The sequence below is a fragment of the Delftia lacustris genome (assembly GCF_040267515.1).
Taxonomy (GTDB): Bacteria; Pseudomonadota; Gammaproteobacteria; order Burkholderiales; family Burkholderiaceae_C; genus Comamonas; species Comamonas tsuruhatensis.
Genome location: NZ_CP141274.1, coordinates 4,919,630 through 4,944,324 on the forward strand (window position 1 = coordinate 4,919,630; position 24,695 = coordinate 4,944,324).

Genomic DNA, 24,695 nt, shown 5'->3' on the forward strand with positions numbered 1-24,695 from the left:
CATAACCGAGGCCCTGCCGTTTCCGGTGCGGCCTATCGGCACCCCAAGTGAATAACCATTCGACACATGCGCTTTAGCCGGCGCAAGAACTTGGCAGTGACGAGCCATATCAGGGAACAAAACCTGCCCCCGGCCGTTCAGACAGAATCGTCAGCATTTCTATGACAGCCCGAACCTTGGGCTGCAGGTAACGCGATTGCGGCCACACTGCATGGATAGGCACCTCACCACCTGCCCAGTCCGGCAGCACGGGGATCAAGCGCCCCTGCCGTATATCTTCGGCCACCAGCCATGTCGGCATCTGCATGATGCCGCAGCCGGCCAGACCCGCCGCCAGCATTGCTTCACCATCACTGAACTCATGGCGCGGATAGATTTCCTGCCGACGTACGCGCTGGTCCGATACGCGGAGCAACCAAGTGGGTCTCTGCCGTCCCCGAGGACCAGTGATGCAGTCCCGATGCATTAACTCTTCTCAATTCCGACGGCCAAAGCATCCATCTTTGGCCGTCGGCCAGCGTCAGGCACTTTCGAACATTGCCGCATCATTTAGCAACCGTTGAATGCGCTGGCGAGTCTCCTCTGGAATACCTTGCACAGACGAGTCAGGTCCGGGCCTGTTTGGCTGCTGCTGGGTGCCCGCGATGACCCGCACGACCATGCCCAAATTTCCTGGTGTCACGATGTCGATGGCTGCGCGATCACCCAGGTCCGGATGTGGGCGGGTCAGCATCCGGTACAGGTCCCACGGATCCGCATGCGGGCACTGGTTCATGAGCACCTGTGCCAGCTTGTGCTTGAGGGGTACCAGCTGCCAGTCGGGCACGCGTTGCCCGCGGTTGCCCAAGCTGATAGACAGCAGCTTGCCCGCCTTCAGCTCGCGGTTGATCTGGTCCTTGGACTTCCCGGCCAACTTGCCGAACAGCGGGACCGGCAGACTGCTCGGCGATTCGTAGATGGCCAGCATTTCCTCGCGCTCGCGCTGGATGACTGACACCTCCGGCTCTGGCGCATGCGTCGGGGGCGGTGGTACCTGCGACAGTCGCTGGAATGTGATTCCCCCGTCGTTTGGCGTCACGACGATGGGTTCGGCCACCACAGGCGGAACGGATGCCGCAGAAGCAGCAGCGACGATGGTGTTGGGCTTGTCCTCCTCTGCCATGGCCGGCACGCCCTCGATATGGATCGTGAGGTGCGCGCTGGCCGCTTCCACTTGGCCCTGTTCGAGCAGATCGAGACGATCCGCCCAGTCCTGCATCATCCGGCGGCGCGGCTCAACATACTTGGCGTGGTTGTAGGCCGAACTCACCTTGTTCGGGTCCGAGTGCGAAAGCTGCGCGTCCACCCAAATCTTGGGATAGCCGATCTCGTTGAGCGCCGTCGAGATGGTTCCGCGGATGCCGTGACCGGTCAGTTGATCCTCGTAGCCCATTCGTTTCAAGGCCGCGTTGAGGGTGTTCTCGCTGATGCGCTTCTTGAGTTCGCTGCGGTGCGTGAGCAGATGGACCTGGGCCGGCCTCATCACACCCAACAGGTAGCGCACGATCTCGATGGCCTGCACGGACAACGGCACGATGTAGGGCGGAACGTCCTGCGGGCGCTTGCCGGCCTTGCGCATCTCGTCCTGGAGTTGCTTGACGATCTGCGGCGGGATGATCCACAGGCCACGGTCGAGATCGAACTGGTCCGGGGTCGCCAGCCGCAGCTCGCCGGTACGCACGCCGGTCAGGAACAGCAGCCGGATGCCGAGTTGGGTCTGCCAACCACGAGGGTTGTAGAGCCTGAGCTTGTGCAGGAACTCGGGGAGCTCCGGAAGATGCAGGTAGGGGTTGTGGTTCACCGGGGGCTTGGGCTCGGCCACCACGTCCAGGTCGGAGGCCGGATTGGCTTCCAGCCCCTCCACGATGACGAGGGCATAGCGGAACAACTGCCCCAGCCAGGTGCGGACCTTCTCGGCAGTGGTGAACGCCTTGCGCTCCTCGATCCTCGCCAGGACGCCCAGGAGTTGGGGCCGGCGAATGTCGTAGATCGACATCTGCTTGAGGCTAGGCAGCACGTCCTTGTTGAAGATCCGCAGGATCTGCGACAGCGTGCTGTTCCTGCCCTCCTTGATTTCCTTGCGGCGATGCTCGACCCACGCATCGAAGACGGCCTTGAAGGTGTAGTCGGCCGCAAGCTTGACCGCGTGTCGCTTCTGTTTCCGATCGGTATGGGGGTTGACGCCCTTTGCCAGAAGCGCCCGGGCTTCGTCGCGCAAGGTGCGCGCTTCGCGCAAACCGATCTCGGGGTAGTTCCCCAGGGAGATGCGCTTTTGCTTGCCGAGCCAGTAATAGCGCAAATGCCACGACTTGCCGCCGGTGCGGGCGACCACCAGGCCGAGGCCATCGGTGTCGGGGATGCTGTAGGTTTTCTCGGCGGCCTTGGCTTGCCGCACGGTCAGATCAGAGAGTGTCATCATCAAGCTCCTAAGTCTTGGACTTAGGCCCGATGCTGCTTGTCATCCCGATCCAACCCCAGCAACAACCCGGAACCGGCACGACCCGCATTCTTTGGCCTTGTTTTTGGCCTCAAAAATGGTGGCTGTCAGTGGATTCCCATGGCTTTCGCTGGAAAGAAAAAAGGAGCCGAAGCTCCTCTTTTCAATGACTTACAGACGTCAGTGGAAGTCTGTAGATCATAAACTGGAGCGGGAAAACGGGTTCGAACCGTCGACCTCAACCTTGGCAAGGTTGCGCTCTACCAACTGAGCTATTCCCGCATATCTGTCAAGCTGTGCGCCTCACAGAGCAGACTTTAATTCTAGCGCAGATTTCCGGCACTCCGGACCAAGTCCGGAAAAAATCCACGTCGAAGCGGATCAATGCCCACCCGCACAGCAGCCCGCTCCATGCCGTCGCTTACTTGCCGTCGATGCGGTCCTGCATGCGCTTGGCGCGCTGTTCAGACGGGGGGTGAGAGCTCAGGATGGAGCTGCCGCCACTGCCGCCACTGCCGCCGCTGAGCTTGGCCAGCTTCTGGAACGATGTGACCAGGCCCTGGCGACTCATCTTCTTTTCCGTGAGCAGGTCAAAGGAATAGTCATCAGCCGCCGACTCCTGGGACTGGGAGAACTGGGCGTTGATGAACTTCTCACCCAGATCTCCGGCCTGCGAGCGCGACAGCGAGGCCAGCGCCGAATTGCCGCTATTGGCTGCAATCGAGCGCGCAGCCGATGCCGCATAGGCCGTTTGCATGCGCTTCTTGCTATGACCCAGCGCCACATGCCCGATCTCATGGCCAATCACGCCACGCAATTCATCGTCGTTCATCAGATCCATCAGGCCGCTGTAGACGCGAATGCAGCCATTGGCCATGGCCCAGGCATTCACGTCCTGCGTCATATAGACCTTGTAGACGGCTTTTTTCCCATTGACGGCCTGCGGCATGCTGGCAATGACCTTGTTCAGCCGCACCGTGTACTTGCTCTTGGCATCGGCCACCTTGTTCTGCGCATCCATGGCTGCGCAGGAGTCGTTGGACAGCGTGACCACATCGTCATCCGTGAGTGTCATGGCCTTCATGGCCGTGGAGCCCGAATCCAGCAGCCCACCCACATCAGCGGACTCCATGGTTTTACAACCCGCCAGCACCACGCCGCTGGCAACAATCGCCGTCAATAGCTTGATCTTCATAATCCCTCCCGATGAATGAAGCGCGCATCATATCCACGACCGGCCAATTGAAACCACTGCCAATGGCAAGCCATTTGCACTTTTTTGCAATTTTCCAACCAACTTCCAATAAGCACGCTCGTGGCGAGGATCCAGGCAGAACAATTGGAAACAAAATAATTCACCGAACTGGCAATGAATTACAGAATGGAATTCTCTTCATGTCACAGAAGAACAAGCCCTGAACCACTCGCAGAGTGCCGAAACTTTAGAGAGAGGGAGAGATGGAGCTTGACCGGGCACGGGGCCGGCTCGAACCAGACAGCAAGGACAAGCCATGATCCTGACGCAGAAAAAGAAAAAGGCCCCGAAGGGCCTTTTGAACTGTTTTCGCAATGAATTTTTGGAGGCGCGAACCAGAGTCGAACTGGTCTAACCGGATTTGCAATCCGGGGCATAACCGCTTTGCTATCGCGCCAAGATCACTATCAAACATGCAGCATTGCTGCAGTTTCTAAAACTGGAGCGGGAAAACGGGTTCGAACCGTCGACCTCAACCTTGGCAAGGTTGCGCTCTACCAACTGAGCTATTCCCGCAAACATTCAAGCAACTACCCGTCACCTGAATCGAACGTACACAAGGCACATTCAAAACTGGAGCGGGAAAACGGGTTCGAACCGTCGACCTCAACCTTGGCAAGGTTGCGCTCTACCAACTGAGCTATTCCCGCTTGAATCATCCATTCTGGCAGCCAACCGCCACCAGAACCGAACACACCCGAAACGGCATGTTCAAAATCTGGAGCGGGAAAACGGGTTCGAACCGTCGACCTCAACCTTGGCAAGGTTGCGCTCTACCAACTGAGCTATTCCCGCATTTCTATCGAAGCCTGACATTCTACAACGTCGTTTGCTGCGATGGGATGAATTGTAGCGTAGTTCTTGGAGGGTTCAGGAAAAACGCTACATTTTTTCATCTTCAGTGCTTGACTGCAGGCTCCACAGCCTTGGTTTCCGCCGGGGCCACGGCGGCGGCCTCCTCGTCGGACAGAGGCTCTGGCACGCGTTCCAGCGCCACCTTGAGGACCTGGTCGATCCACTTGACGGGGATGATTTCCAAGCCGCTCTTGACGTTGTCGGGGATCTCCTGGAGATCCTTGACGTTTTCTTCGGGGATCAGCACCGTCTTGATGCCGCCACGCAGGGCCGCCAGCAGCTTTTCCTTGAGGCCGCCGATGGCGGTGACCTCACCGCGCAGCGTGATTTCACCAGTCATGGCGACATCGGCACGCACCGGGATACCCGTCAGCGCAGAGACGAAGGCCGTCGTCATGGCCGCACCCGCGCTGGGGCCGTCCTTGGGGGTGGCGCCATCGGGCACGTGCACGTGGATGTCCTTCTTCTCGAAGGCCTCGTCCTTGATGCCCAGCATGCGCGAGCGGCTGCGCACCACGGTGCGCGCGGCTTCGACCGATTCCTTCATCACGTCGCCCAGCGAGCCGGTGCGCGAGATCACGCCCTTGCCGGGCATGATGGCGGCCTCGATGGTCAGCAGATCGCCGCCGACCTCGGTCCAGGCAAGACCCACGACCTGGCCGATCTGGTTGTTCAGTTCGGCACGGCCATAGGTGTACTTGCGAACACCCAGGTAGTCAGGCAGGTTGTCGGCAGTGACGACGACGGTGGGCTCCAGCTTCTTGAGCTGCAGGCCCTTGACGACCTTGCGGCAGATCTTGGACAGCTCGCGCTCCAGCGAACGCACGCCGGCCTCTCGCGTGTAGTAGCGCACGATGTCGCGGATGGCGGATTCCTCCACCCGCATCTCGCCTTCCTTCACACCGTTGTTGGTGATCTGCTTGGGCAGCAGGTAGCGGATGGCGATGTTGACCTTTTCGTCCTCGGTGTAACCCGACAGGCGGATCACTTCCATGCGGTCCAGCAGCGCGGGCGGGATATTCATGGAGTTGGAGGTCGCCACGAACATCACGTCGCTGAGGTCGAAGTCCACTTCGACGTAGTGATCGCCGAAGGTGTGGTTCTGCTCGGGGTCCAGCACTTCCAGCAGGGCGCTCGACGGATCGCCACGGAAGTCCATGCCGAGCTTGTCGATTTCGTCCAGGAGGAACAGCGGGTTGCGCGTGCCGACCTTGTCCAGGCTTTGCAGCACCTTGCCCGGCATGGCGCCGATGTAGGTGCGGCGGTGGCCGCGGATTTCCGCCTCGTCACGCATGCCGCCCAGCGCCATGCGGACGTACTTGCGGCCCGTGGCCTTGGCGATGGACTGGCCCAACGAGGTCTTGCCCACGCCCGGAGGACCGACCAGGCACAGGATGGGCGCCTTGACCTTGTCCACGCGTTGCTGCACGGCAAGATATTCAAGGATGCGGTCCTTGACCTTTTCAAGGCCGAAGTGGTCGGCATTGAGCACCTCCTCGGCATTGGCCAGGTCGTGCTTGATCTTGGTCTTCTTGCTCCAGGGCAGGCCCGTGAGCACATCGATGTAGTTGCGCACCACGGTGGCTTCGGCCGACATGGGCGACATGAGCTTGAGCTTCTTGAGCTCGGCCTCGGCCTTCTTGCGCGCCTCGGCGGGCATGCGAGCGAGCTTGATCTTCTTTTCGATCTCTTCGATGTCGGCGCCGTCCTCGCCCTCGCCCAGCTCCTTCTGGATGGCCTTGACCTGCTCGTTCAAGTAGAAGTCGCGCTGGTTCTTTTCCATCTGGCGCTTGACGCGACCACGGATGCGCTTGTCGACATTGAGGATGTCGACCTCACGGTCCAGCTGCTCGAACAGGTTTTCCAGGCGCTCCTTGATGTCCACCAGGTCGAGCACGGCCTGCTTGTTCTCGAGCTTGAGCGGCAGGTGCGCGGCGATGGTGTCGGCCAGGCGGCCGGCATCGTCGATGCTGGCGATGGAGGTGAGGATCTCGGGCGGGATCTTCTTGTTGAGCTTGACGTACTGGTCGAACTGCTGCGTCACGGCGCGGCGCAGGGCTTCGATCTCGCTGGGCTTGTGGGTTTCGGCCTCGGGCGCCACGGGCACGACGGAGCCCACGAAGTGGGTCTCTTCATCCATGACCTGCTTGACCAGCGCGCGCTGCTGGCCTTCGACCAGCACCTTGACCGTGCCGTCGGGCAGCTTGAGCATCTGCAAGATGGTGGAGACGCAGCCGACGTCGAACATGTCGGCCGCCGTGGGTTCGTCCTTGGAGGCGGTCTTCTGGGCCACCAGCATGATGCGGCGGTCGCCCTCCATGGCCAGCTCCAGCGCCTTGATGCTCTTGGCGCGGCCCACGAACAGCGGAATCACCATGTGGGGGAACACGACCACATCGCGCAGCGGCAGCAGCGCCAGGTCTAGGGGGGTGGAAGGCAAAGGGGTATGTCCTGACATGGGAATCCTCGGTTTGTCAGCGGAAGATGGTCCGCCCACCGGTGTATTTCAACCCCGCAGCCCGAAAGGATTTCGGGCCACAGGGACTTGCGCTGCCGGACCTTTGCAGGCAGCGGCGCATCAGGCTTTCTTGGCCGCCTCGCGGTAAACCAGCAGCGGTGCTTTTCCGTCTTCGATGGTGGACTCGTCCACCACCACCTTCTCGACATTGTCGGCATTGGGCAGTTCGTACATGGTGCCGATCAGCGATTGCTCCAGGATGGAGCGCAGGCCACGCGCACCCGTCTTGCGCGCCAGCGCCTTGCGGGCGATGGCCTTGAGCGCGGCGGGCCGGATCTCCAGCTCCACGCCCTCCATGGCCAGCAGCTTGCTGTACTGCTTGACCAGGGCGTTCTTGGGCTCGGTCAGGATCTGCACCAGGGCGTCTTCGCCCAGTTCGGCCAGGGCCGTGACCACGGGCATGCGCCCCACCAGCTCGGGGATGATGCCGAACTTGATCAGGTCTTCAGGCTCGATCTCCTGGAACACTTCCGAGATGGAGCGCTGCTTCTTGCTCTTGACCGTGGCGCCAAAGCCGATGCCCGACGCCTCGGTACGGTTCTCGATGACCTTCTCCAGGCCCGCGAACGCGCCACCGCAGATGAACAGGATGTTGGTCGTGTCGATCTGCAGGAAGTCCTGGTTCGGATGCTTGCGGCCACCTTGCGGGGGCACGCTGGCCATGGTGCCTTCGATGAGCTTGAGCAGGGCCTGCTGCACGCCCTCGCCCGACACGTCACGCGTGATGCTGGGGTTGTCGGACTTGCGCGAGATCTTGTCGATCTCGTCGATGTAGACGATGCCGCGCTGCGCACGCTCGACGTCGTATTCGCAGCTTTGCAGCAGCTTCTGGATGATGTTCTCGACGTCCTCGCCCACGTAGCCGGCCTCGGTCAGCGTGGTGGCATCGGCCATGACGAAGGGAACGTTGAGCATGCGCGCCAGCGTCTGCGCCAGCAGCGTCTTGCCGGAGCCCGTGGGACCGATGAGCAGGATGTTGCTCTTGGCCAGCTCAATCTCATCCTTGCCGGCCTTGTCCTTGTGACGCAGGCGCTTGTAGTGGTTGTATACGGCGACAGCCAGCGTGCGCTTGGGCAGGTCCTGGCCGATCACGTAGTTGTCCAGGTTGGCCTTGATTTCGGCGGGCGTGGGCAGGTCGCCTCGGCCGTCCTTGGCCTCGGTGCTGGGCTGCTCGTCGCGGATGATCTCGTTGCAGAGATCGATGCACTCGTCGCAGATAAAGACTGACGGACCCGCGATCAGCTTCTTGACCTCATGCTGGCTCTTGCCGCAGAAGGTGCAATAAAGGTTTTTTTCGCTGGAGGAGCCTTTTTTCTCGGCCATGGGGTCGGTGCCTTGTTACAGAAATATGGAAAAGGATGATAACCAAATGGAAAGCGGCGTTTTCCGTAGGGGGAAAACGCCGCCCATTCTCATACAGCCTCCGGGCTTCAGGAGCGCTTGTTGATCACCTGATCGACCAGGCCGTAGTCCTTGGCTTCGTCGGCGGACAGGAAGTAGTCGCGCTCGGTGTCGTGCTGGATCTTTTCCAGCGGCTGGCCCGTGCGCTCGGCCAGGATCTTGTTCAGGCGCTCGCGGGTCTTGAGGATCTCGCGGGCGTGGATCTCGATCTCGGTGGCCTGGCCCTGCATGCCGCCCAGCGGCTGGTGGATCATGACCTGGGAATTGGGCAGCGCAAAGCGCTTGCCCTTGGTGCCAGCGGCCAGCAGGAAGGCACCCATGCTGGCTGCAATGCCGGTGCACAGCGTGGACACATCGGGCTTGATGAAGTTCATCGTGTCGAAGATGGCCAGGCCAGCGCTCACGGAGCCGCCGGGGCTGTTGATGTAGAACGAAATGTCCTTGTCGGGGTTTTCGCTTTCAAGGAACAGCAGCTGGGCCACGACGAGGTTGGCCGTCTGGTCATTGACAGGGCCCACCAGGAAGATCACCCGGTCCTTGAGCAGGCGCGAGTAGATGTCGTACGACCGCTCTCCGCGGCCGGACTGTTCGATGACCATTGGGATCATGCCCAAACCCTGAGTTTCCAATGCGCTCATGTTTTCTCCAGTACTAGGGGGCTACTTTAGCCGTATCCGGAAAGAAAATGGGGCTTGTGCGCCAAAGCACAAGCCCCGCAGATGCCAACCCGCCCGCCGATCTCACGAAGCGGCAGGCAGGTGGTGCTCAAACCCTCAGGCCTGGCCCATCAGTTCGTCGAAGGACACGGCCTTGTCGGAGACCTTGGCCTTGCCCAGCACGAACTCGGTCACGTTGTTTTCGATGACAACGGCTTCGACTTCAGCCAGGCGTTGGCGGTCGCCGAAGTACCAGCGTGCCACGTCTTCGGGCTTTTCGTAGCTGGCGGCCAGCTCTTCCACGTGGGCCTTGATCTGCTCGGGCGTGGCGTGCAGCTCGTTGGCGCGCACCAGCTCGGCCACCACCAGGCCCAGGCGCACGCGGCGCTCGGCTTGGGGCAGGAACACGTCTTCAGGGATCTCGGCCTTGTCGGCGTCCTTGATGCCGCGCTGCTGCAGCTCGGCGCGGGCGCCTTCCAGCAGACGTGCGACTTCAGCCTGCACCGAGGCCTTGGGCAGTTCCAGCTCGGCCTTGGACACCAGGGCGTCCATCACGGCTTGCTTGTTGCGGCCCTGGACGCGGAACTTGACTTCACGCTCCAGGTTCTTCTTGATGTCGGCGCGCAGGCCTTCGACCGTGCCTTCAGCCACGCCCAGGGCCTTGGCAAAAGCCTCGTCCACTTCGGGCAGGTTGGCGGCCTCGATCTTCTTGACCGTCACCAGGAAGTCGGCGGTCTTGCCGGCCACGTCCTTGCCGTGGTAGTCAGCGGGGAAAGCCAGGGGGAAGGTCTTGGACTCGCCGGCCTTCATGCCGCGCACTGCGTCTTCGAATTCCTTGAGCATCTGGCCTTCGCCGACCAGGAACTGGAAGTCTTCAGCCTTGCCGCCGGAGAAGGTCTCGCCGTCGATCTTGCCTTCGAAGTCCACGGTCACGCGGTCGCCGTCCACGGCCACATCGGCCTGGGCGCGCTGCGCGAAGGTGCGGCGCTGCTTGCGCAGGATGTCCACGGTCTTGTCGATGGCGGCGTCGTCCACTTCGGCCGTCAGCTTCTCGACTTCGGCCGAGGTCAGGTCACCGATCTTGACTTCAGGCATCACTTCGAAGATGGCTTCGAACTGGGCCTCGCCCTCAGGAGCGCCTTCCTTTTCGGAGATGCGGGGCTGGCCGGCCACGCGCAGCTTGGCTTCGTTGACAGCCTGTGCGAAAGCCTCGCCGACCTTGTCGTTGAGCACTTCGTACTGCACCGAATAGCCATAACGCTGGGCCACCACGCTCATCGGCACCTTGCCGGGACGGAAGCCGTCCATCTTCACGGTGCGCGCCACTTGCTTGAGGCGGTTCTCGACTTCGCTCTGGATGGAGTTCAGGGGCAGGCTCAGCGTGATCTTGCGCTCGAGCTTTTCAAGGGTTTCAACAGTAACGGCCATGTTTGTTCCTATGAGGGATTGGACCGTGCCGGCTGCTGTACAGCCCGCACCGTATTGCGCAAAAGTCACGGTGCAACGCGAGCCAAAGCCAGTCGGCCGCGCGGCACCTCAGATTTCAAGGGCTTACATCACATGCGCCTGGCCGCTGGGGACCGCACATGGTTCGCTCAACCCGTGATGTAAGCGAAGCCGGACATTATAAACGAGGCGGTTTTAACCTCCGGACGCACCCACTTGCGGGGAATCCCCCAATCCGTTTGCAAACGGGCCGTCCCTACAGGAAGCGGGCTTGAGCAGTGTTCGCCGCAGTTGAGCGGCGTTGGTGCGTGGTGCGCGGGGGGCGGGTCGTCAACCATTCAAAAACAATCACTTGCCTTCACAGCACGGGATTCGCGCGGGCCGTTCAAAAGCCTCGAGGTGCACTCTGCACACCCCAGGTCGACATGTACACGACCTGATCAAAACCCCGCTTGCCGTCCTCAATCAGCAGATGAAACAGGGTCACTTCAAATTGAAACATCTGCCCATTCGACCTATACTGTATGTGCATACAGTAGAAAGAAGACGTGATGCAGCACCAGATTGAGACGGTCAGGGACGATGTGGAAAGCGCCAGCGAGCAAGTGGCCGCCATCTGCGAGCTGCTGGCGGCAGCCCGGGGCACGGCCGTGCACGCCTCGGCCATTACCGCATTGCTGCTGCCGGTGTCACGCAAGCTCAGCGCGGCGGCGGGCGACTTGTCCGACCATCTGCATCGCAGCCAGGCAATTGGCAGCAAGCGCAGCTAGCCCAGCCCACCTTCGCCTCGACAAGGCCCCGCCCTGCGGGGCCTTGTCGTTCCTGCACCGGATACGCCGATGGTGTGCCCGGTTTGCGCACAGGCTTCGGCGATTGCCCGGCTGGCGCCCCTGGGCAAACATGGCATTCATCCCCGGCCCGCGCGCCGGACTTGGCATACCGCCTGCCCGGTGCCTCCGTGATCCGGTGGACTGAGGCGTTCCCGGCATCCGCAGTCACATGCATGGCGGGTGCACCAGGAACAGGTCCACGCGGGCCGGCCCACGAGGAGCCTCAGTGAGTCTTGCCATTCCCATTCCCATTCCTGCGCCGGTTCAGGCGATATCGCCCCCTGCCCATACCGCCACCCATGGTCAAAGGGAGCGCGACTGATGCAGGCCATTGCCCGTGAATACGAAACGCTGGACGAGCTGTGCATGCGCCAGTTGGGCGCCACGCGCGGCGTGGTGGAAGCCACGCTGGAGCGCAACCCGGGCCTGTCGGCCCACGGGCCCCACCTGCCCGCCGGCCTGGCTGTCGAGCTGACCGAACCCGCCCAGGCGCCCAGCCTGCCCCTGATCAGTTTCTGGGATTGACATGGACCGAGAAACCATCGTCAAGACCGCCGCCCTGGAAGGCGCCAAGGCCGCGCCTCCCGTCACCGTCGTGGCCGCTAACGTGGCCAATGGCTGGACCATGACCCATACAGCGACCGCGCTGACCATCGTCTACGTGCTGCTGCAGGCCGCGTATCTGCTGTGGCGCTGGCGCAATGAACGCGAGGACCGGCGCGCGCGCCAGGCCGAGGACGCTGCGCGCAGGAAGGCGTCTTCGACCGCCACAGACACCGGAGCGGCCCCATGAGCACAGCGCGCATGCCAGCGGCAGGCCTGGGCATTGGCGCGGCCATTCTCGCGGCCTGGATTGCCGCAGAAGGCTTCAGCGCAGATCCGATCATCCCGGTTCGCGGCGATGTACCCACCATCGGCCACGGCACCACGCGCTACGAGGACGGCACGCGCGTGACCCTGGCCGACCCGCCCATCACCCGCGAACGGGCGCGCGAGCTGGCCATCAACCTGCTGGAGCAGCAGTACGGCGCCTGCGTGCGTGATTCGCTGGGCGACACGCGGGTGCACCCGGCCGAGTTCGCCCAGGCGGTGGACTTCGCAGGCCAATACGGCTGCGGGGCCTGGCGCGGCTCCTCGATGCTGGCCAGGACACGGGCTGGCGACTACGCCGGCGCCTGCCAGTCCTACCTGTCCTGGCGATTCATGACCAGCAGCCAGCCTTTGCAGGGCTTCAGCGCCTATCGATGGGATGGCGCAGGCCGGCCCACGCGCTGGCGCTTTGACTGCTCTGCACCCGGCAACAAGGTATGCCGCGGCGTGTGGACACGCCAGCAGGCACGCCACGCGGCCTGCATGGAGGCCCAGCCTTGATGGACCGCCTGCAAACCCATGCCTGGCAGCTGCTGGCCCTGCTGCTGGCGGCACTGCTGGTCTGGCAGTCGCTGGCGCGGCTGGGTGCCGAGCGCGATGCGGCGCAGGCGCGCACGGATCTGGCGACCGACCGCCAGGCCGCTGCCACCGCCGCGCTGCACGCATCCGAACGCTATCGACAACGGGAAGGAGCCTACCGTGAACGCCTCGACTTTCTTGCACGCGACACGGACCTGGCCCTGGCGCGCGCTGCGGCGGATGCCGATGCTGCCCGCGCTGCTGCTGGCCGGCTGCGCGGCGACCTCGCCGACTACATCACCGCCCACCGTGCCGCCGCCCAGGCTCGCGCCGCTGCCGGACAGTGCGCGCCAGACACCGCAGCCCTCGATCTGCTCGCCGAGCTGCAGCGCCGCGCTGACGAGCGAGCGGGAGCGCTGGCGCGCATTGCTGACGACGCCCGCCACCGAGGCAGCGCCTGCGAGCGCGCCTACGACGCCGGGCTCGCGCTGACCAGCGCCCTGACCAGCACCATGACCCAGGACCCCCGCCATGCTCAAGCCCGCTAGCCTGCGCGACGCGCTCGTCGCTGCCCTGCCCCAGTTGCAACAGTCGCCGGGGAACATCCGTTTCACCATCCAGAGGGGCCGTGTGGTCAACACGGGCACGCCGTCCCTTTCCTGGGAATACCGCTACACGCTGAGCCTGGTGATTGCGGACTTCACCGGCAGCATCGATGCCGTGACCGTGCCGCTGCTGGTCTGGGCGCGGCGCCACCAGCCCGACCTGTTCGACCATGCCGAAAGGCGCGAGCAGGCGATCCGCTTCGACATTGCGCCTCCTTCCACGGACCCTGCAGCCGCCTCGCAGCCGCAGCAGCTCGCCATCGAGATCGACCTGGTGGAGGCCGTGCTGGCGCGCCCGCGCGAGGGCAGCCCCGGCGCCTTCGACCTGATCTACAAGCCCGAGCCGCCGGGCCAGCTCGACATTGCGCAGCGCCAGTTGTGGGAGCTGTTCCTGTTCGGCGAGAAGGTGGCCGAGTGGAACTACGACCCGCGCTGAGGCGTGGCCCTGCTCCATGCCGGGCTGCATGCCGGGCTGCATGTGGCAGCGTGCGCCACGCCCGGCACACGGCGACACGCAAGGGCCCGGCCGGCACCATGAACGCCATGGATTCGCCCGTCGCACAAACCGAAAGCCCGTACGAGATCATCCGCCGCCTGGAAGGGCTGATCCGCACGGGCACCATCGCCGCAGTCCGCCATGCGCGCCCTGCGCGCTGCCGCGTCAAGACCGGCAATCTGACGACCAACTGGATTCCCTGGCTGGCCCTGCGCGCCGCAGGCGAGAACGCCAGCGTCTGGTGGCCGCCTGCCGTGGGCGAGCAGTGCGTGCTGCTGTCGCCCGGCGGCGACCTGCTGGGCGCCGTGGCGCTGACCGGCATCTACAGCAGCGCCGCAGCCCAGCCCAGCGACCGCGAAGGGGTGTGCCACACGCAGTGGAGCCCCACTGATTTCATGGAGCACGACAGCACCACGGGCCGTCTCAACATCAACGTGGCCCACGGCATCACGCTGCGCGTGGGCAACTCGGTGATCAGCATCGACGAGCAAGGCATCAGCCTGCAGGCCGGTGGCGGTTCGGCCATCGTCAACGCGCAAGGCCTGGCCGGCGCGCCCGATGTGACCACCGGCCCCATCAGCCTTTTGCGCCACCGCCACGGCGGCGTCAGGGCGGGCGACGCCGTCACGCAGGGGCCGCTATGAACCGCCATACAGGCCGCCGCATCGAGGGCATGGAGCATCTGCGCCAGAGCGTGGCCGACATCCTGTCCACGCCCATCGGCTCCCGCGTGATGCGCCGCGACTATGGATCGCTGGTCCCGGCGCTGCTGGACCAGCCCGACAACAACGCCACCCAGGCGCGCCTGCGCGCCGCCGTGGCCAGCGCGCTGATGCGCTGGGAGCCGCGCATCCGGCTGACGCGCATCGTGATCGAGCGCGATCCGGCCGCACCCGGGCGCGCCGACCTGACGCTGATCGGCACCTTCAACAACACGCGCCGCCCGGCACCGCTGAGCCTGCAGATGCCCATCGCCCGCACCCTTTCATGAAGCAAGACATGACCCCTGCACTGGACGCCCTGCCGCCGCCCGGCGTCGTCGAGACGCTGGATTTCGAGCGCATCCTCGACGCCCACCGCGCCGATCTGCTGGCGCGCCACCCCGAGGCCGCCGCGGTCCTGGCGCTGGAGAGCGAGCCGCTCAACAAGCTGCTGGAGGCGCACGCCTATCGCGAGCTGCTGTACCGGGCGCGCGTCAACGATGCCGCGCGTGCGCATTTGATTGCGTTCGCCCGGGGCTCGGACCTGGACCACAAGGGCGCCTTCTACGATGTGGCCCGACTGCCCGGGGAAAGCGACGAACGCTACCGCCAGCGCATCCTGCTGCGCGTGCGCGCGCTGGCCGGCAGCGGCACGGCAGAGCACTACGAGCACCTGGCCATGACGGCCAGCGCCAATGTGCACAGCGCCATCGCCACGCAGCCCCAGCCCGGCCGCGTGAGCGTGCAGCTGTGGCTGGTCGAGCCCGCACAGGCCGAAGAGACCCTGGCCATCGTGCTGTCGGCCCTCAATGCGCCAGGCGCGCGGCCGCTGGGCGTGCCCGTGTCGGTATCGCTGGCGCGCCCGCACCCCATCGACATCACGGCGCACCTGCTGCGCGAGCCCGGTGCGCCCGTGGACATCGTGGCGCGCCTGCAAGCCGGCCTGGCCGCCCAGATCGCCGCCTACGCGCTGCTGGGCCGCGATGTGCCGCGCTCGTGGATCACCACGCGCCTGCATGTGGACGGCATTGCCCGCGTCACCTACCCCGACGCCCAGGCCCCGGCCGAGCTCACGCCGCTGGCCGCCGACGAATACCCGGTGCTGGGCCGAGTGCAGCTGGTGGACGAGGGCCTGCAGGCATGAGCACCGCCGCCATCGTCCCGACGGCGCCCCGCCGCCACGTGCTGCCGCCCAACGCCACGGCGCTAGAGAAGGCCGTGGACCAGGTCGTCCCGAATTGGGATGGCCTGGCCGGCGCCTTTCCCGCACCTGCCCAGGGCGAGCCTGCGGCCTTTCTGCCCTGGCTGGCGGCCGAATGGGGCATTGCCCAGTTCGACCGCTACTTCGACGATGTGCCCGCCCTCATCGCCAACGGCCTGCCCTGGCTGCGCGAGCGCGGTACGGCCGCTTCCATGCAGCGCGCGCTGGGCTGGCTGGGCTATGACGGCGCGCAGCTCGACGAGGATGGTGCCTGGCTGCACCTGGACCTGGGCCGCATCATCGGCGACGCAGAGCTGGCCAGCGTGGCCCATGTGGTGCGCGCCAGCCTGCCGGCGCATGTGCGCTTTTACCGCGTCTTCCACGGCCACGACCTGCGCCCGCTGCGGCTGGACCACGGCCCGGGCCTGGACGCCGGCATGCTGGATAACGACAGCGGCACCTGGATCGATGTGTCGCCGTATGGCGACCCCGTCAAGCTCAGCCAGGGCCTGCCCCGCCGCACCGGCACCGAGGCACCGCCTTCGGACGGCGTGCTCACGGCCCAGCTGTTCCGCGTCACCACCATCGCCACCTATGCCGACCGCATGCTGCTCGATGCTTGGACGCTGGACAGCGAGATCCTGATCGACGCCAGCCTGGGCATCACCGAAGTCAACGCCACCACCACGGGCGAGCCCGCCTACTACGCGCCGCTGCGGCCCATTCCCGCCCAGGCCATGGCCACCCACAGCGCCTGGACGGCGCCCGCTCCGCTGGCCCTGGCCAGCCTGCACCCCTGGGCCAGCACCGAGCGCCCGCACGACAACACCCGTACCTGGACCGGACGCTGGGACAGCACGCCCTGGCGCCGATCCTTCGAAACCCGCACCACCACCACCGAAGAACCCGAGGAACCCTGAACATGGCAGTTCTGCAGCAAGCGGGCCGCATCGCCCTCGCCAAGGCCGTCGCCGCCCAGACCATCCACATCGCCTGGGGCCGCGGCCTGCCCGCCTGGGACGCCGCGCCCGAGCCCGAACCCATCACCGCCAACGCCCTGGTCGACGAAATCGGCCGCCGCCTGGTCACCGAGGTGCGCTTTGCGCGGCCCGACGACAACGGCGAGATCGAGCTGCCCAGCGGCGCGCGCTACAGCGTCAGCGACACACCCACCACCTTCGTCTACCTGCGCGCGGCCTTCGGCTTCGACGACGCCAAGGGCGAGGACGTGCGCGAGATGGGCGTGTTCTTCGGCACCCAGGTCGCCACCGACGTGCCGCCCGGCCAGCGCTGGGTGCTGGCCAGCCAGCTGACCGGCAAGGGCGAGCTGTACACGCTGGAGCGCCGCCCCCGGATCCTGCGCAGCGGCAGCGTGCGCCAGGTCGAAGAAATCATCCTCCCCTTCTGAACGGCACCCCATGAGCCAGACCAAGATCTACGACCGCTTCGACGCCGGCAAGCGCTACGACAGGCTGCAGTTCGCGGCCGACCGCGTGCTGCAATCGGCCGAACTCAACGAGCTGCAGAGCATGCAGCAGCACCGCCTGCGCGGCATCACCGATGTGCTGTTCAAGGAGGGCGACATCGTCCGCGGCTGCCAGTGCATCACCTCCGCCGACACGGGCGCCACCACCATCGAGGCCGGCGCACTCTACGTGGCCGGCGCCGTGCGCGGCATCACGCCGGGCACGCTCACCGTGGCCACCGTGGGCACGGTCTACGTGGGCGCCTACCTGCAGACCGACACCGTCACCGAGCTGCAGGACCCCGAACTGCTCAACCCCGCCGCCGGCACGCGCGGCTATGGCGAGCCCGGTGCGCTGCGCGAGCGCGTCACCCTGGTCTGGGGCGCGCAGGGCGACGGCACGGCCGGCACCTTCTATCCCGTGTGGACCATCATCGACGGCTCGGTCATGCCCAAGGAGCCGCCGCCCAACATCGACGCCGTCACCCAGGCCCTGGCCCGCTATGACCGCGACAGCGCGGGCGGCACCTACGTGGTGCGCGGCCTGGACGTGATCATGGGCGAGGACCTGGCCACCGGCCAGCAGGTCTACACCGTGCGCGAGGGCGCCGCCCGCGTCAACGGCCATCCGCTGGAACTGGGTGCCAGCCGCCGCCTGGTCTACGAGGCCAAGCCCGACCTGTTCTTCGTGGACAGCGAGCCCCACACCTCGGCCGGCACGGCCGCCCAGCGCATCCGCTTCGACCGCCAGCCCGCCGTGGGCACGCCACAAGTGCGCGTGCAGGCCCGCAAGACCGTCACGCTCACGCACGGCGGCTTCACGGGCGCGGCCGACCCGCTGCCCGACAACGCCGTGCTGGCCGTGGACAGCGTGGTCCAGGCCGGCACCACCTACGTGCAGGGCACGGACTGGAAGCTGGTCGGCGGCCAGATCGACTGGAGCCCTTCAGGCGCCGAGCCCGTTCCCGGCAGCACCTACCAGGTCACCTACCAGTACATGCTCAACGCCACGCCCACGGCCGTGGACTCCACGGGCTTCACCGTGGAAGGCGCGCTCAAGGACACCCTGGTACTGGTCAGCTACCACTACGCGCTGCGCCGCTACGACCGCCTGGTGCTCAACAGCGAAGGCCAGTTGCAATGGGTGCCCGGCGTGCCCGCCGCCTGGTCGCCCAAGGTCCCGGCCGCACCCAGCGGCACCCTGGCCCTGGCCTCGGTCTACCAAAGCTGGGACAGCAACCGCCGCGTGGACCAGGACGCCGTGCGCGTCGTGCCCATGCAGACCCTCAAGGCCTACCAGGACCACATCCAGACCATCTACGCCGACCTGGCCGAGCTGCGGCTGTCGGTGGACGTGTCGGGGCGGCACAGCGGGGTCAAGAAGGGGTTGTTTGCGGATCCGATGCTGGACAACGGCCTGCGCGATGCGGGGCGCAGCCAGAGCGCCCATATCCTGGGCGGACAGCTGCAGTTGCCCATGAACGCCGCGCTGCACCAGATCGGCACCGACATCACCGCTCCCCAGACCACGCCCTACCAGCCTGTGGTCGTGCTCGACCAGTTGGGCCGAACCGGCTCCATGCTGGTCAATCCCTATGGCGCCTTCGATGTGCTGCCCAGCGCAGCCACCCTGACGCCGGCCGTGGACTACTGGACCGATGTGCAGACCCAATGGGCCAACCCCATCATCCTGCGCCTGACGCCCAGCCAGGCGCGTCCTTCGGAAACCGAAAAGCTGCTGTCCGAATCCACCAAGGCACTGGAGAAGCTGCGCCAGATCGATGTGCAGTTCTGGCTGGATTTTCCGGTGGGCGAAACCCTCACCGAGCTGATCTTCGACGGCATTCCCGTCACGCCCCAGCCCCTGACGGGCGGCACGCTCGTGGCCACGGCGCAGGGACTCAAAGGCACGTTCAAGATCCCGGCGGGCGTGCCCTCGGGCACCAAGAGCGTGCACTTCACGGGACGCGCCGGCAGCCATGCCGAAGCCGTCTTCACGGGCCAGGGCCAGTTGCTCGAGCGCAGCGTGGCCAAGATCACGGTCCAGCTCTACGACCCGCTGGCGCAGACCTTCACCCTGGGCACCACGCGCGAGATCTGCGGCACGCGCCTGTGGTTCGCCGCGGCGGGCGACAAGGATGTGCAGGTGCAACTGCGTGAAGTCACCAGCGGCGTGCCTTCGCGCAGCATCCTGGCCGAATGCGTGCTCAAGCCGGCCCAGATCAACGCCGACATCGCCGCAGCCAAGCCCACGCAGGCGCAATGGGCGCCGGTGCTGCTGGAGTCGGGCGTGGAATACGCCATCGTCGTGCTGACCAACGACGCCACCACCGCCCTGGCCGTGGCCGAGCTGGGCGGCTGGGACGCGGCGCGCGCGCAGTGGGTCACCAGCCAGCCGTACAGCGTGGGCGTGCTGCTGTCCAGCAGCAATGCCAGCACCTGGACGCCCCACCAGACACGCGACATGACCTTCGAACTGCTGGCGGCCGAACACACGGCCACCACGCGCACCATCGAGCTGGGCAGCATCGCCGTGCAGGACGCCACCGACCTCATGGTCCAGGCCGGCGCCATGCTGCCCGCAGCCGACGCACAACTGGTCTTCGCCATGCAGCTGGAAGACGGCAGCACGCTGGAGGCCGCACCAGGCCAGGCCGTGCAGCTGGCCAGCCGCTACAGCGGCAACGTGGCCGTGCGCGCCAAACTTTCGGGCAACACCAACCACGCAGCCCACCTGCTGCCCGGCATGCAGCTGGTAGCCGGCAGCCTGCAGGCCACGGGCGACTACATCAGCCCCGCCATCAACGCCGGCAGCAACGTCACGCTCAACGTGGTGGCCGAGGCCGTGCTGCCCGCCGGCAGCGCCCTGGCCGTGCAGATGCAGGCCGAAGGCAGCAGCGCCTGGACCAACGTGCCCTACCTGAGCACCAGCCCCCAGACCGCAGGCGTGCTGGAGCTGAGCTACCGCCTCACCGGCATCAGCGCCGAGCGCCTGCGTGTCCGCCTGGTCCTCACGGGCAGCCACGGCGCCCGTCCCCAGGTCACCAACCTGCGAGCCATCGTGATATGACATTGCACGACGACAAGACAGCGCAGGGCTGGCCCCTGCCCCACCCCGACAACCGCCTGGAAGACGACGTGCTGCGCCTGCGCCAGGCCGTGCAGGACGTGGACCAGGCGCTGACCGCAGCGCGCCAGCTCATCGACACCAAGGCCAGCTCCCAGGGCGTGCAGGACGCCATGGACGTGGTGGCTCACCGCATAGAGCAACTGGAGACCGCCGTCCAGTCGCTGAGCACCGGCAAGGTGGCCAGCGTCAACGGCGTGGCCGGCGTCAACGTCAAGCTCAACCCAGAGCACATCGCGCTGGGCCCGGCCAACGGTGCCACCAGCGAAAGCTTCGGCTACGACGCCCAGGGCCGCATCAGCAGCATCACGCGCACCGTCAACGGCTTCAGCGCCACCACCGCCGTCAGCTACGACGGCGCCGGCCGCGTCTCCCAGCAGCAGACCAGCTACCGCGGGCGCGTGCGCACGGAAACCTATGCCTACGACGCCGCCACGGGGCGGGTGTCGGGGGTGAATGCTACGGAGGTACAGGGATGAGTTTCGACCCCATCACGAATGCAGGCGTCAAGGCGCTGCAGGGTCAGGTCAACACGGTGCAATCGCAGACGACTGCGCTGACCACCAAGCTGGCGCAGATCGAGAGCGCGCTGGCCAATCTGGGGACGGCGCAGACTGCCTCGCGCAGGCCGCTGAGAGTGACGGAGTACACGTCGGGGTCGGGAACCCACACCTTCCTTGCAGAAAGCACGCATCAGTACATCACACTGATCGGAGCGGGGGGCGCTGGAAAGGCGGGTTATGAGACCCAATATGAGCGCAAGCTCGGCTACGGCGGCAACGCGGGCTATGAGTTGAGATTGCGGACCGCGCTAAAAAACAGCCTGACCTATGAAGTGGGTGCGTCAGTCAATAAAGACGGCATCAGTGGCGGCAATTCGCGTCTTGGCTCACTGTGGGTTGCAGGCGGCTCCGGAGGTTCCCTCAACGAGCCCGGTTCGGCTACTCCACAAATCGGCTTCGGCGGCATATCCATCGGCGAATCAGGTACTCCTTACAAGGGAGGTTCGTCTTCTCTTGGGGAAGGGGGGCAATGCCGCGGCTATTTGGGCACCCCACCGCACATTGCAGCCACAGGATACGGCTCAGGCGGTGGAGGCTCCACCGGGGCCGGGGGCTTCATACCAGGCACTGGCGGCTACATCCGCATTGAAGAGTACTGATTCCAAGCGGCCAAACGCGGGCTTTTCATCCACATAGTGTTCTTGCCTCCAAGCCTCAGCGCACACGTAGCTGGGGCTTTTTCGTTTCTGGCCTACCCCGGAACCAGCGCCAAACCAAGTCTCTGTGCAGCCCCCCCGCACAGCCAAGGTCGCTGGCGCCCATGCCCCCGCCGCGAGAACATCAATGCAACCCGGGCACAGCGCCAGCGGCCTTGCAGGCGGCAGGCGCCAAGCCCTGCAAGGACAACCAGGCCGCCTTCGCTGCATGAACTTCAGCATGACACAAACCATCACTGTCGATTCCATCAACACCGCAGCTTGCGCAAAGGTGCCTGCATGAGCCTGGATGCCGTCATCAGTGCCGATCTGGTGAAGACGCGGGCGGAGATTGCTGCGTTGAGCAGTGCCGTGGCGGCTGCGCTCGATGAAATCGCGGGCCTGAGCACTCAGATAAGCGGCAGCAGCCATATCAAGAGCATTCAACGCGGGGTGATCGACATGAGCAGCCAAGCGACGAAGACCATATCCATCACCGCAGTTACTCCAGGCAAAAGCTTGCTCAAAAACCTGGGCAACACAGGCGCATTTTTCTCTAGCGTCTACACCTCCCAAGGGGTCTCCAATGTCTTGTCCAGCAATTCTGTAATGCTTGAACTGGTCAACAGCAATCAGATCAAGGCCAATGGCACAGTGCAAACGCCTTACTACAACACTTTGGTCTCCTGGGAACTGGTGGAGTACAAATAAATGCCCCACCACTACGCCCAGCTCACCCCCGCCGGCGTGGCCTTCGCCATCACCGAAACGCACGCCGAGCTCAACGCCCCCGACCTGCTCCCTCTGCCCCGCTACGACACCTCGGTGCTCGGCCGCCGCTGGACCGGCACGCACTGGGAAGACGTGGCGCAGGCCTTGCCTGAAGACCGGGCAGCGTCCAACGAATCCGCTCCCCGCCACATCACCCCCCACGCCCTGCGCCGCCGCTTCACCGTGGTCGAGCGCACGGCGCTGGAGTGGGCCGTGGTGGACCGCGCCGAGGCGGGCGAGGCCGACCGGCTCAACGCGGCCACGCTGCGCTCGCTGCTCAAGGACATCGAGCAGGCGCGGCAACTCGATCTTGACGACCCCGAACTGGCCGACAGCCTGCGCCGGTTCGAGGCCTTCGGACTCATCGCCGCGGGGCGTGCCCAGGAAATCCTGGACGGCCCCGTACAAGCCCACGAACAGCCGTGACCACCCCTTTTTTGACGACAGCCCCACGGCCCAACCACCCCCCAACCCGGAGAACACCATGGCGACAGCCCCGTTCCATCATGGCATTCGCGTCACGGAAGTGAGCGAAGGCATCAATTCCATCCGCATCGTGTCCACGGCCGTCATCGGCCTTGTGGCCACGGCCAGCGACGCCGATGCGGCCACTTTCCCGCTGAACCGCCCGGTGCTGGTCACCAAGGTCGATGCGGCCATCGGCAAGGCCGGCACCAAGGGCACGCTGGCCCAGGCGCTGAACGCCATCAAGGAGCAGTGCCGCCCGGTACTGGTCGTCGTGCGCGTGGCCGATGGCGAAGGCGCCACCGAGGCCGAGCGCCGCACCGACCAGGACGCCAAGGTCATCGGCACGACCACCGGCAACCAGTACACGGGCCTGCAGGCGCTGCTGGCGGCCCAGGCCCAGCTCGGCGTCAAGCCGCGCATTCTGGGCGCGCCGGGCCTGGACAGCCAGGCCGTGACCGACGCGCTGGCATCCGTGGCCATCAAGCTGCGCGGCTTCGCCTATGCGGCGGCCATCGGCAACGATGTGGCCGAGGCCCAGGCCTACCGCGAGCACTTCGGCCAGCGCGAGCTGATGCTGCTGTGGCCCGGCTTCAAGGCACTGGACCTGTCCACCGCCGCCGTGCAGGATGCCTCGCCCGTGGCCTACGCCCTGGGCCTGCGCGCACGCATCGACCAGGAGCAGGGATGGCACAAGACGCTGTCCAACGTGCCGCTGTCCGGCGTGCTGGGCATCTCGCGCGATGTGCACTGGGACCTGCAAAGCCCCGATACCGAGGCCGGCATCCTCAACCAGGCCGGCATCACCACGCTGATCCAGAGCCAGGGCCACCGCTTCTGGGGCTCGCGCACCTGCACGGACAGCGAGCTGTTCCGCTTCGAGTCCAGCGTGCGCACCGCGCAGGTGCTGGCCGACACCATGGCCGAGGCGCATTTCTGGGCCGTGGACAAGCCCATGCACCCCAGCCTGGTCAAGGACATCCTGGAAGGCATCAACACCAAGTTCCGCGAACTGAAGGCCCTGGGCTACATCCTGGACGGCAAGGCCTGGTACGACGAAACGGTCAACGAGACCGCCACGCTCAAGGCCGGCAAGCTGGTGCTGGACTACGACTACACGCCCGTGCCTCCGCTGGAGGACCTGGGCTTTCGCCAGCGCATCACCGATCGCTACTTCGCCGACTTCGCCCTGCGCGTGGGCACCGGCCAGTAAACGGCGGCCGCACCCGACACACCCAATACACCGAACACACCGGATACACAGGAGAAAAGCACCATGGGACTGCCCCGCTCTCTCAAGAATTTCGCCACCTTCGTGGATGGCAACTCGTACATCGGCGACATGCCCGAAGTGGGCTTGCCCAAGCTCACCCGCAAGATGGAGAAGTACCGCGCCGGCGGCATGAACGGCGAGGTCAGCCTGGACTTCGGCATGGAGGCCATCGAGGCCGACCTGACCGCTGCCGGCTACATGAAGGAGTTGATCTCCACCTGGGGCACGCTGCGCCACGACGGCGTGCTGCTGCGCTTCGCCGGCGCCCTGCAGGGCGATGACAGCGAAGGCGTGGACTCGCTGGAAGTGGTCATGCGTGGCCGCTTCTCGGAGTTCGACCCCGGCAAGGCCAAGGCCGGCGACAAGACCGAGATCAAGTACAAGCTGGCAGTCAGCTACTACCGCCTGTCCATCAACGGCCAGGTGCTGATCGAGATCGATCCGGTCAACTTCGTCGAAGTCGTCAACGGCATCGACCGCCTGGCCCAGGTCCGCGCCGCGCTGGGCATCTGAGCCTGGCTCAACTGACCGGGCCGGCCGGCCCGGTCCTCCTCTTCTTCACCCGAA

25 protein-coding genes and 5 tRNA genes are annotated in these 24,695 nt (G+C 65.2%); 18 read left to right on the forward strand and 12 right to left on the reverse strand.

Annotated features, from left to right (window positions below):
• Positions 1 to 109: 109 nt before the first annotated feature.
• The 12 genes from U6958_RS23990 to tig all read right to left on the reverse strand — a co-directional run bounded on the left by U6958_RS23990 (position 110) and on the right by tig (position 10,589).
• Complete coding sequence (locus U6958_RS23990; RefSeq protein ID WP_071535740.1) at positions 110 to 466, reverse strand: LysR substrate-binding domain-containing protein; 357 nt, start codon at positions 464 to 466, stop codon at positions 110 to 112.
• Between the two features lie 54 nt (positions 467 to 520).
• Positions 521 to 2,455 (reverse strand): integrase arm-type DNA-binding domain-containing protein, encoded by a 1,935-nt coding sequence (locus tag U6958_RS23995; protein WP_023098512.1) that lies wholly within the window; start codon positions 2,453 to 2,455, stop codon positions 521 to 523.
• Positions 2,456 to 2,682: 227 nt separating this feature from the next.
• A tRNA-Gly gene (locus U6958_RS24000) sits at positions 2,683 to 2,758 on the reverse strand.
• A gap of 139 nt (positions 2,759 to 2,897) precedes the next feature.
• Complete coding sequence (locus U6958_RS24005; protein WP_074923281.1) at positions 2,898 to 3,671, reverse strand: M48 family metalloprotease; 774 nt, start codon at positions 3,669 to 3,671, stop codon at positions 2,898 to 2,900.
• A 383-nt stretch (positions 3,672 to 4,054) separates the two neighbouring features.
• A tRNA-Cys gene (locus U6958_RS24010) sits at positions 4,055 to 4,128 on the reverse strand.
• Between the two features lie 43 nt (positions 4,129 to 4,171).
• A tRNA-Gly gene (locus U6958_RS24015) sits at positions 4,172 to 4,247 on the reverse strand.
• Positions 4,248 to 4,305: 58 nt separating this feature from the next.
• A tRNA-Gly gene (locus tag U6958_RS24020) sits at positions 4,306 to 4,381 on the reverse strand.
• Positions 4,382 to 4,450: 69 nt separating this feature from the next.
• Positions 4,451 to 4,526: transfer RNA gene (locus tag U6958_RS24025), tRNA-Gly, on the reverse strand.
• A 103-nt stretch (positions 4,527 to 4,629) separates the two neighbouring features.
• The gene (lon, locus tag U6958_RS24030) at positions 4,630 to 7,044 is read right to left on the reverse strand and encodes an endopeptidase La (RefSeq protein WP_016445089.1); all 2,415 of its coding nucleotides are present in this window, start codon (positions 7,042 to 7,044) and stop codon (positions 4,630 to 4,632) included.
• 120 nt (positions 7,045 to 7,164) lie between these two features.
• Positions 7,165 to 8,427, reverse strand: a complete 1,263-nt coding sequence (gene clpX, locus U6958_RS24035) for an ATP-dependent Clp protease ATP-binding subunit ClpX (RefSeq protein WP_012204530.1) — start codon at positions 8,425 to 8,427, stop codon at positions 7,165 to 7,167.
• A gap of 107 nt (positions 8,428 to 8,534) precedes the next feature.
• Complete coding sequence (clpP, locus tag U6958_RS24040) at positions 8,535 to 9,143, reverse strand: ATP-dependent Clp endopeptidase proteolytic subunit ClpP (protein WP_016445088.1); 609 nt, start codon at positions 9,141 to 9,143, stop codon at positions 8,535 to 8,537.
• 135 nt (positions 9,144 to 9,278) lie between these two features.
• Positions 9,279 to 10,589 carry a trigger factor gene (gene tig / locus U6958_RS24045; RefSeq protein ID WP_016445087.1) on the reverse strand — a complete coding sequence of 437 codons (1,311 nt, stop codon included), beginning with the start codon at positions 10,587 to 10,589 and terminating at the stop codon, positions 9,279 to 9,281.
• Between the two features lie 569 nt (positions 10,590 to 11,158).
• On the opposite strand from tig, the gene U6958_RS24050 reads away from it, so the two are divergent.
• The 18 genes from U6958_RS24050 to U6958_RS24135 all read left to right on the forward strand — a co-directional run bounded on the left by U6958_RS24050 (position 11,159) and on the right by U6958_RS24135 (position 24,641).
• A complete protein-coding gene (locus tag U6958_RS24050) occupies positions 11,159 to 11,377 on the forward strand; it encodes a hypothetical protein (protein WP_016445086.1) in 219 nt (72 codons plus the stop codon).
• A gap of 381 nt (positions 11,378 to 11,758) precedes the next feature.
• Positions 11,759 to 11,962, forward strand: a complete 204-nt coding sequence (locus tag U6958_RS24055; protein ID WP_016445085.1) for a tail protein X — start codon at positions 11,759 to 11,761, stop codon at positions 11,960 to 11,962.
• 1 nt (position 11,963) lies between these two features.
• Entirely contained in the window at positions 11,964 to 12,230 is a 267-nt protein-coding gene (locus U6958_RS24060) for a hypothetical protein (RefSeq protein ID WP_074923280.1), read from the forward strand.
• Positions 12,227 to 12,808 (forward strand): glycoside hydrolase family protein, encoded by a 582-nt coding sequence (locus U6958_RS24065; protein WP_074923279.1) that lies wholly within the window; start codon positions 12,227 to 12,229, stop codon positions 12,806 to 12,808. The genes U6958_RS24060 and U6958_RS24065 overlap by 4 nt, the downstream gene beginning before the upstream one ends.
• Positions 12,808 to 13,374, forward strand: a complete 567-nt coding sequence (locus tag U6958_RS24070; protein ID WP_012204522.1) for a DUF2514 family protein — start codon at positions 12,808 to 12,810, stop codon at positions 13,372 to 13,374. Before U6958_RS24065 ends, U6958_RS24070 begins: the two co-directional genes overlap by 1 nt.
• Entirely contained in the window at positions 13,358 to 13,867 is a 510-nt protein-coding gene (locus tag U6958_RS24075) for a phage tail protein (RefSeq protein WP_046239913.1), read from the forward strand. The genes U6958_RS24070 and U6958_RS24075 overlap by 17 nt, the downstream gene beginning before the upstream one ends.
• 98 nt (positions 13,868 to 13,965) lie before the next feature.
• On the forward strand, positions 13,966 to 14,571 hold the full coding sequence (locus tag U6958_RS24080; protein ID WP_074923278.1) for a phage baseplate assembly protein V: 606 nt from the start codon (positions 13,966 to 13,968) through the stop codon (positions 14,569 to 14,571).
• Positions 14,568 to 14,918, forward strand: a complete 351-nt coding sequence (locus U6958_RS24085; protein ID WP_016445079.1) for a GPW/gp25 family protein — start codon at positions 14,568 to 14,570, stop codon at positions 14,916 to 14,918. The genes U6958_RS24080 and U6958_RS24085 overlap by 4 nt, the downstream gene beginning before the upstream one ends.
• An 8-nt stretch (positions 14,919 to 14,926) precedes the next feature.
• Entirely contained in the window at positions 14,927 to 15,772 is an 846-nt protein-coding gene (locus tag U6958_RS24090) for a baseplate J/gp47 family protein (protein ID WP_244160536.1), read from the forward strand.
• Entirely contained in the window at positions 15,769 to 16,749 is a 981-nt protein-coding gene (locus U6958_RS24095) for a phage tail protein (protein ID WP_074923276.1), read from the forward strand. Before U6958_RS24090 ends, U6958_RS24095 begins: the two co-directional genes overlap by 4 nt.
• 2 nt (positions 16,750 to 16,751) lie before the next feature.
• Positions 16,752 to 17,237: a hypothetical protein gene (locus tag U6958_RS24100; protein WP_012204516.1), complete on the forward strand. Its 486-nt coding sequence runs from the start codon at positions 16,752 to 16,754 to the stop codon at positions 17,235 to 17,237.
• Positions 17,238 to 17,247: 10 nt separating this feature from the next.
• Positions 17,248 to 20,364, forward strand: coding sequence for a DUF4815 domain-containing protein (locus tag U6958_RS24105; RefSeq protein ID WP_074923275.1), 3,117 nt, complete (start codon positions 17,248 to 17,250; stop codon positions 20,362 to 20,364).
• On the forward strand, positions 20,361 to 20,900 hold the full coding sequence (locus tag U6958_RS24110) for a hypothetical protein (RefSeq protein ID WP_074923274.1): 540 nt from the start codon (positions 20,361 to 20,363) through the stop codon (positions 20,898 to 20,900). Before U6958_RS24105 ends, U6958_RS24110 begins: the two co-directional genes overlap by 4 nt.
• Positions 20,897 to 21,583 carry a hypothetical protein gene (locus U6958_RS24115; RefSeq protein WP_074923273.1) on the forward strand — a complete coding sequence of 229 codons (687 nt, stop codon included), beginning with the start codon at positions 20,897 to 20,899 and terminating at the stop codon, positions 21,581 to 21,583. The genes U6958_RS24110 and U6958_RS24115 overlap by 4 nt, the downstream gene beginning before the upstream one ends.
• 336 nt (positions 21,584 to 21,919) lie before the next feature.
• The gene (locus U6958_RS24120) at positions 21,920 to 22,330 is read left to right on the forward strand and encodes a hypothetical protein (protein WP_074923272.1); all 411 of its coding nucleotides are present in this window, start codon (positions 21,920 to 21,922) and stop codon (positions 22,328 to 22,330) included.
• Entirely contained in the window at positions 22,331 to 22,816 is a 486-nt protein-coding gene (locus tag U6958_RS24125; protein ID WP_074923271.1) for a hypothetical protein, read from the forward strand.
• Positions 22,817 to 22,874: 58 nt separating this feature from the next.
• Positions 22,875 to 24,068, forward strand: coding sequence for a phage tail sheath subtilisin-like domain-containing protein (locus U6958_RS24130; protein ID WP_074923270.1), 1,194 nt, complete (start codon positions 22,875 to 22,877; stop codon positions 24,066 to 24,068).
• Positions 24,069 to 24,131: 63 nt separating this feature from the next.
• The gene (locus U6958_RS24135) at positions 24,132 to 24,641 is read left to right on the forward strand and encodes a phage major tail tube protein (RefSeq protein WP_012204508.1); all 510 of its coding nucleotides are present in this window, start codon (positions 24,132 to 24,134) and stop codon (positions 24,639 to 24,641) included.
• The last annotated feature ends 54 nt before the right edge of the window (positions 24,642 to 24,695 follow it).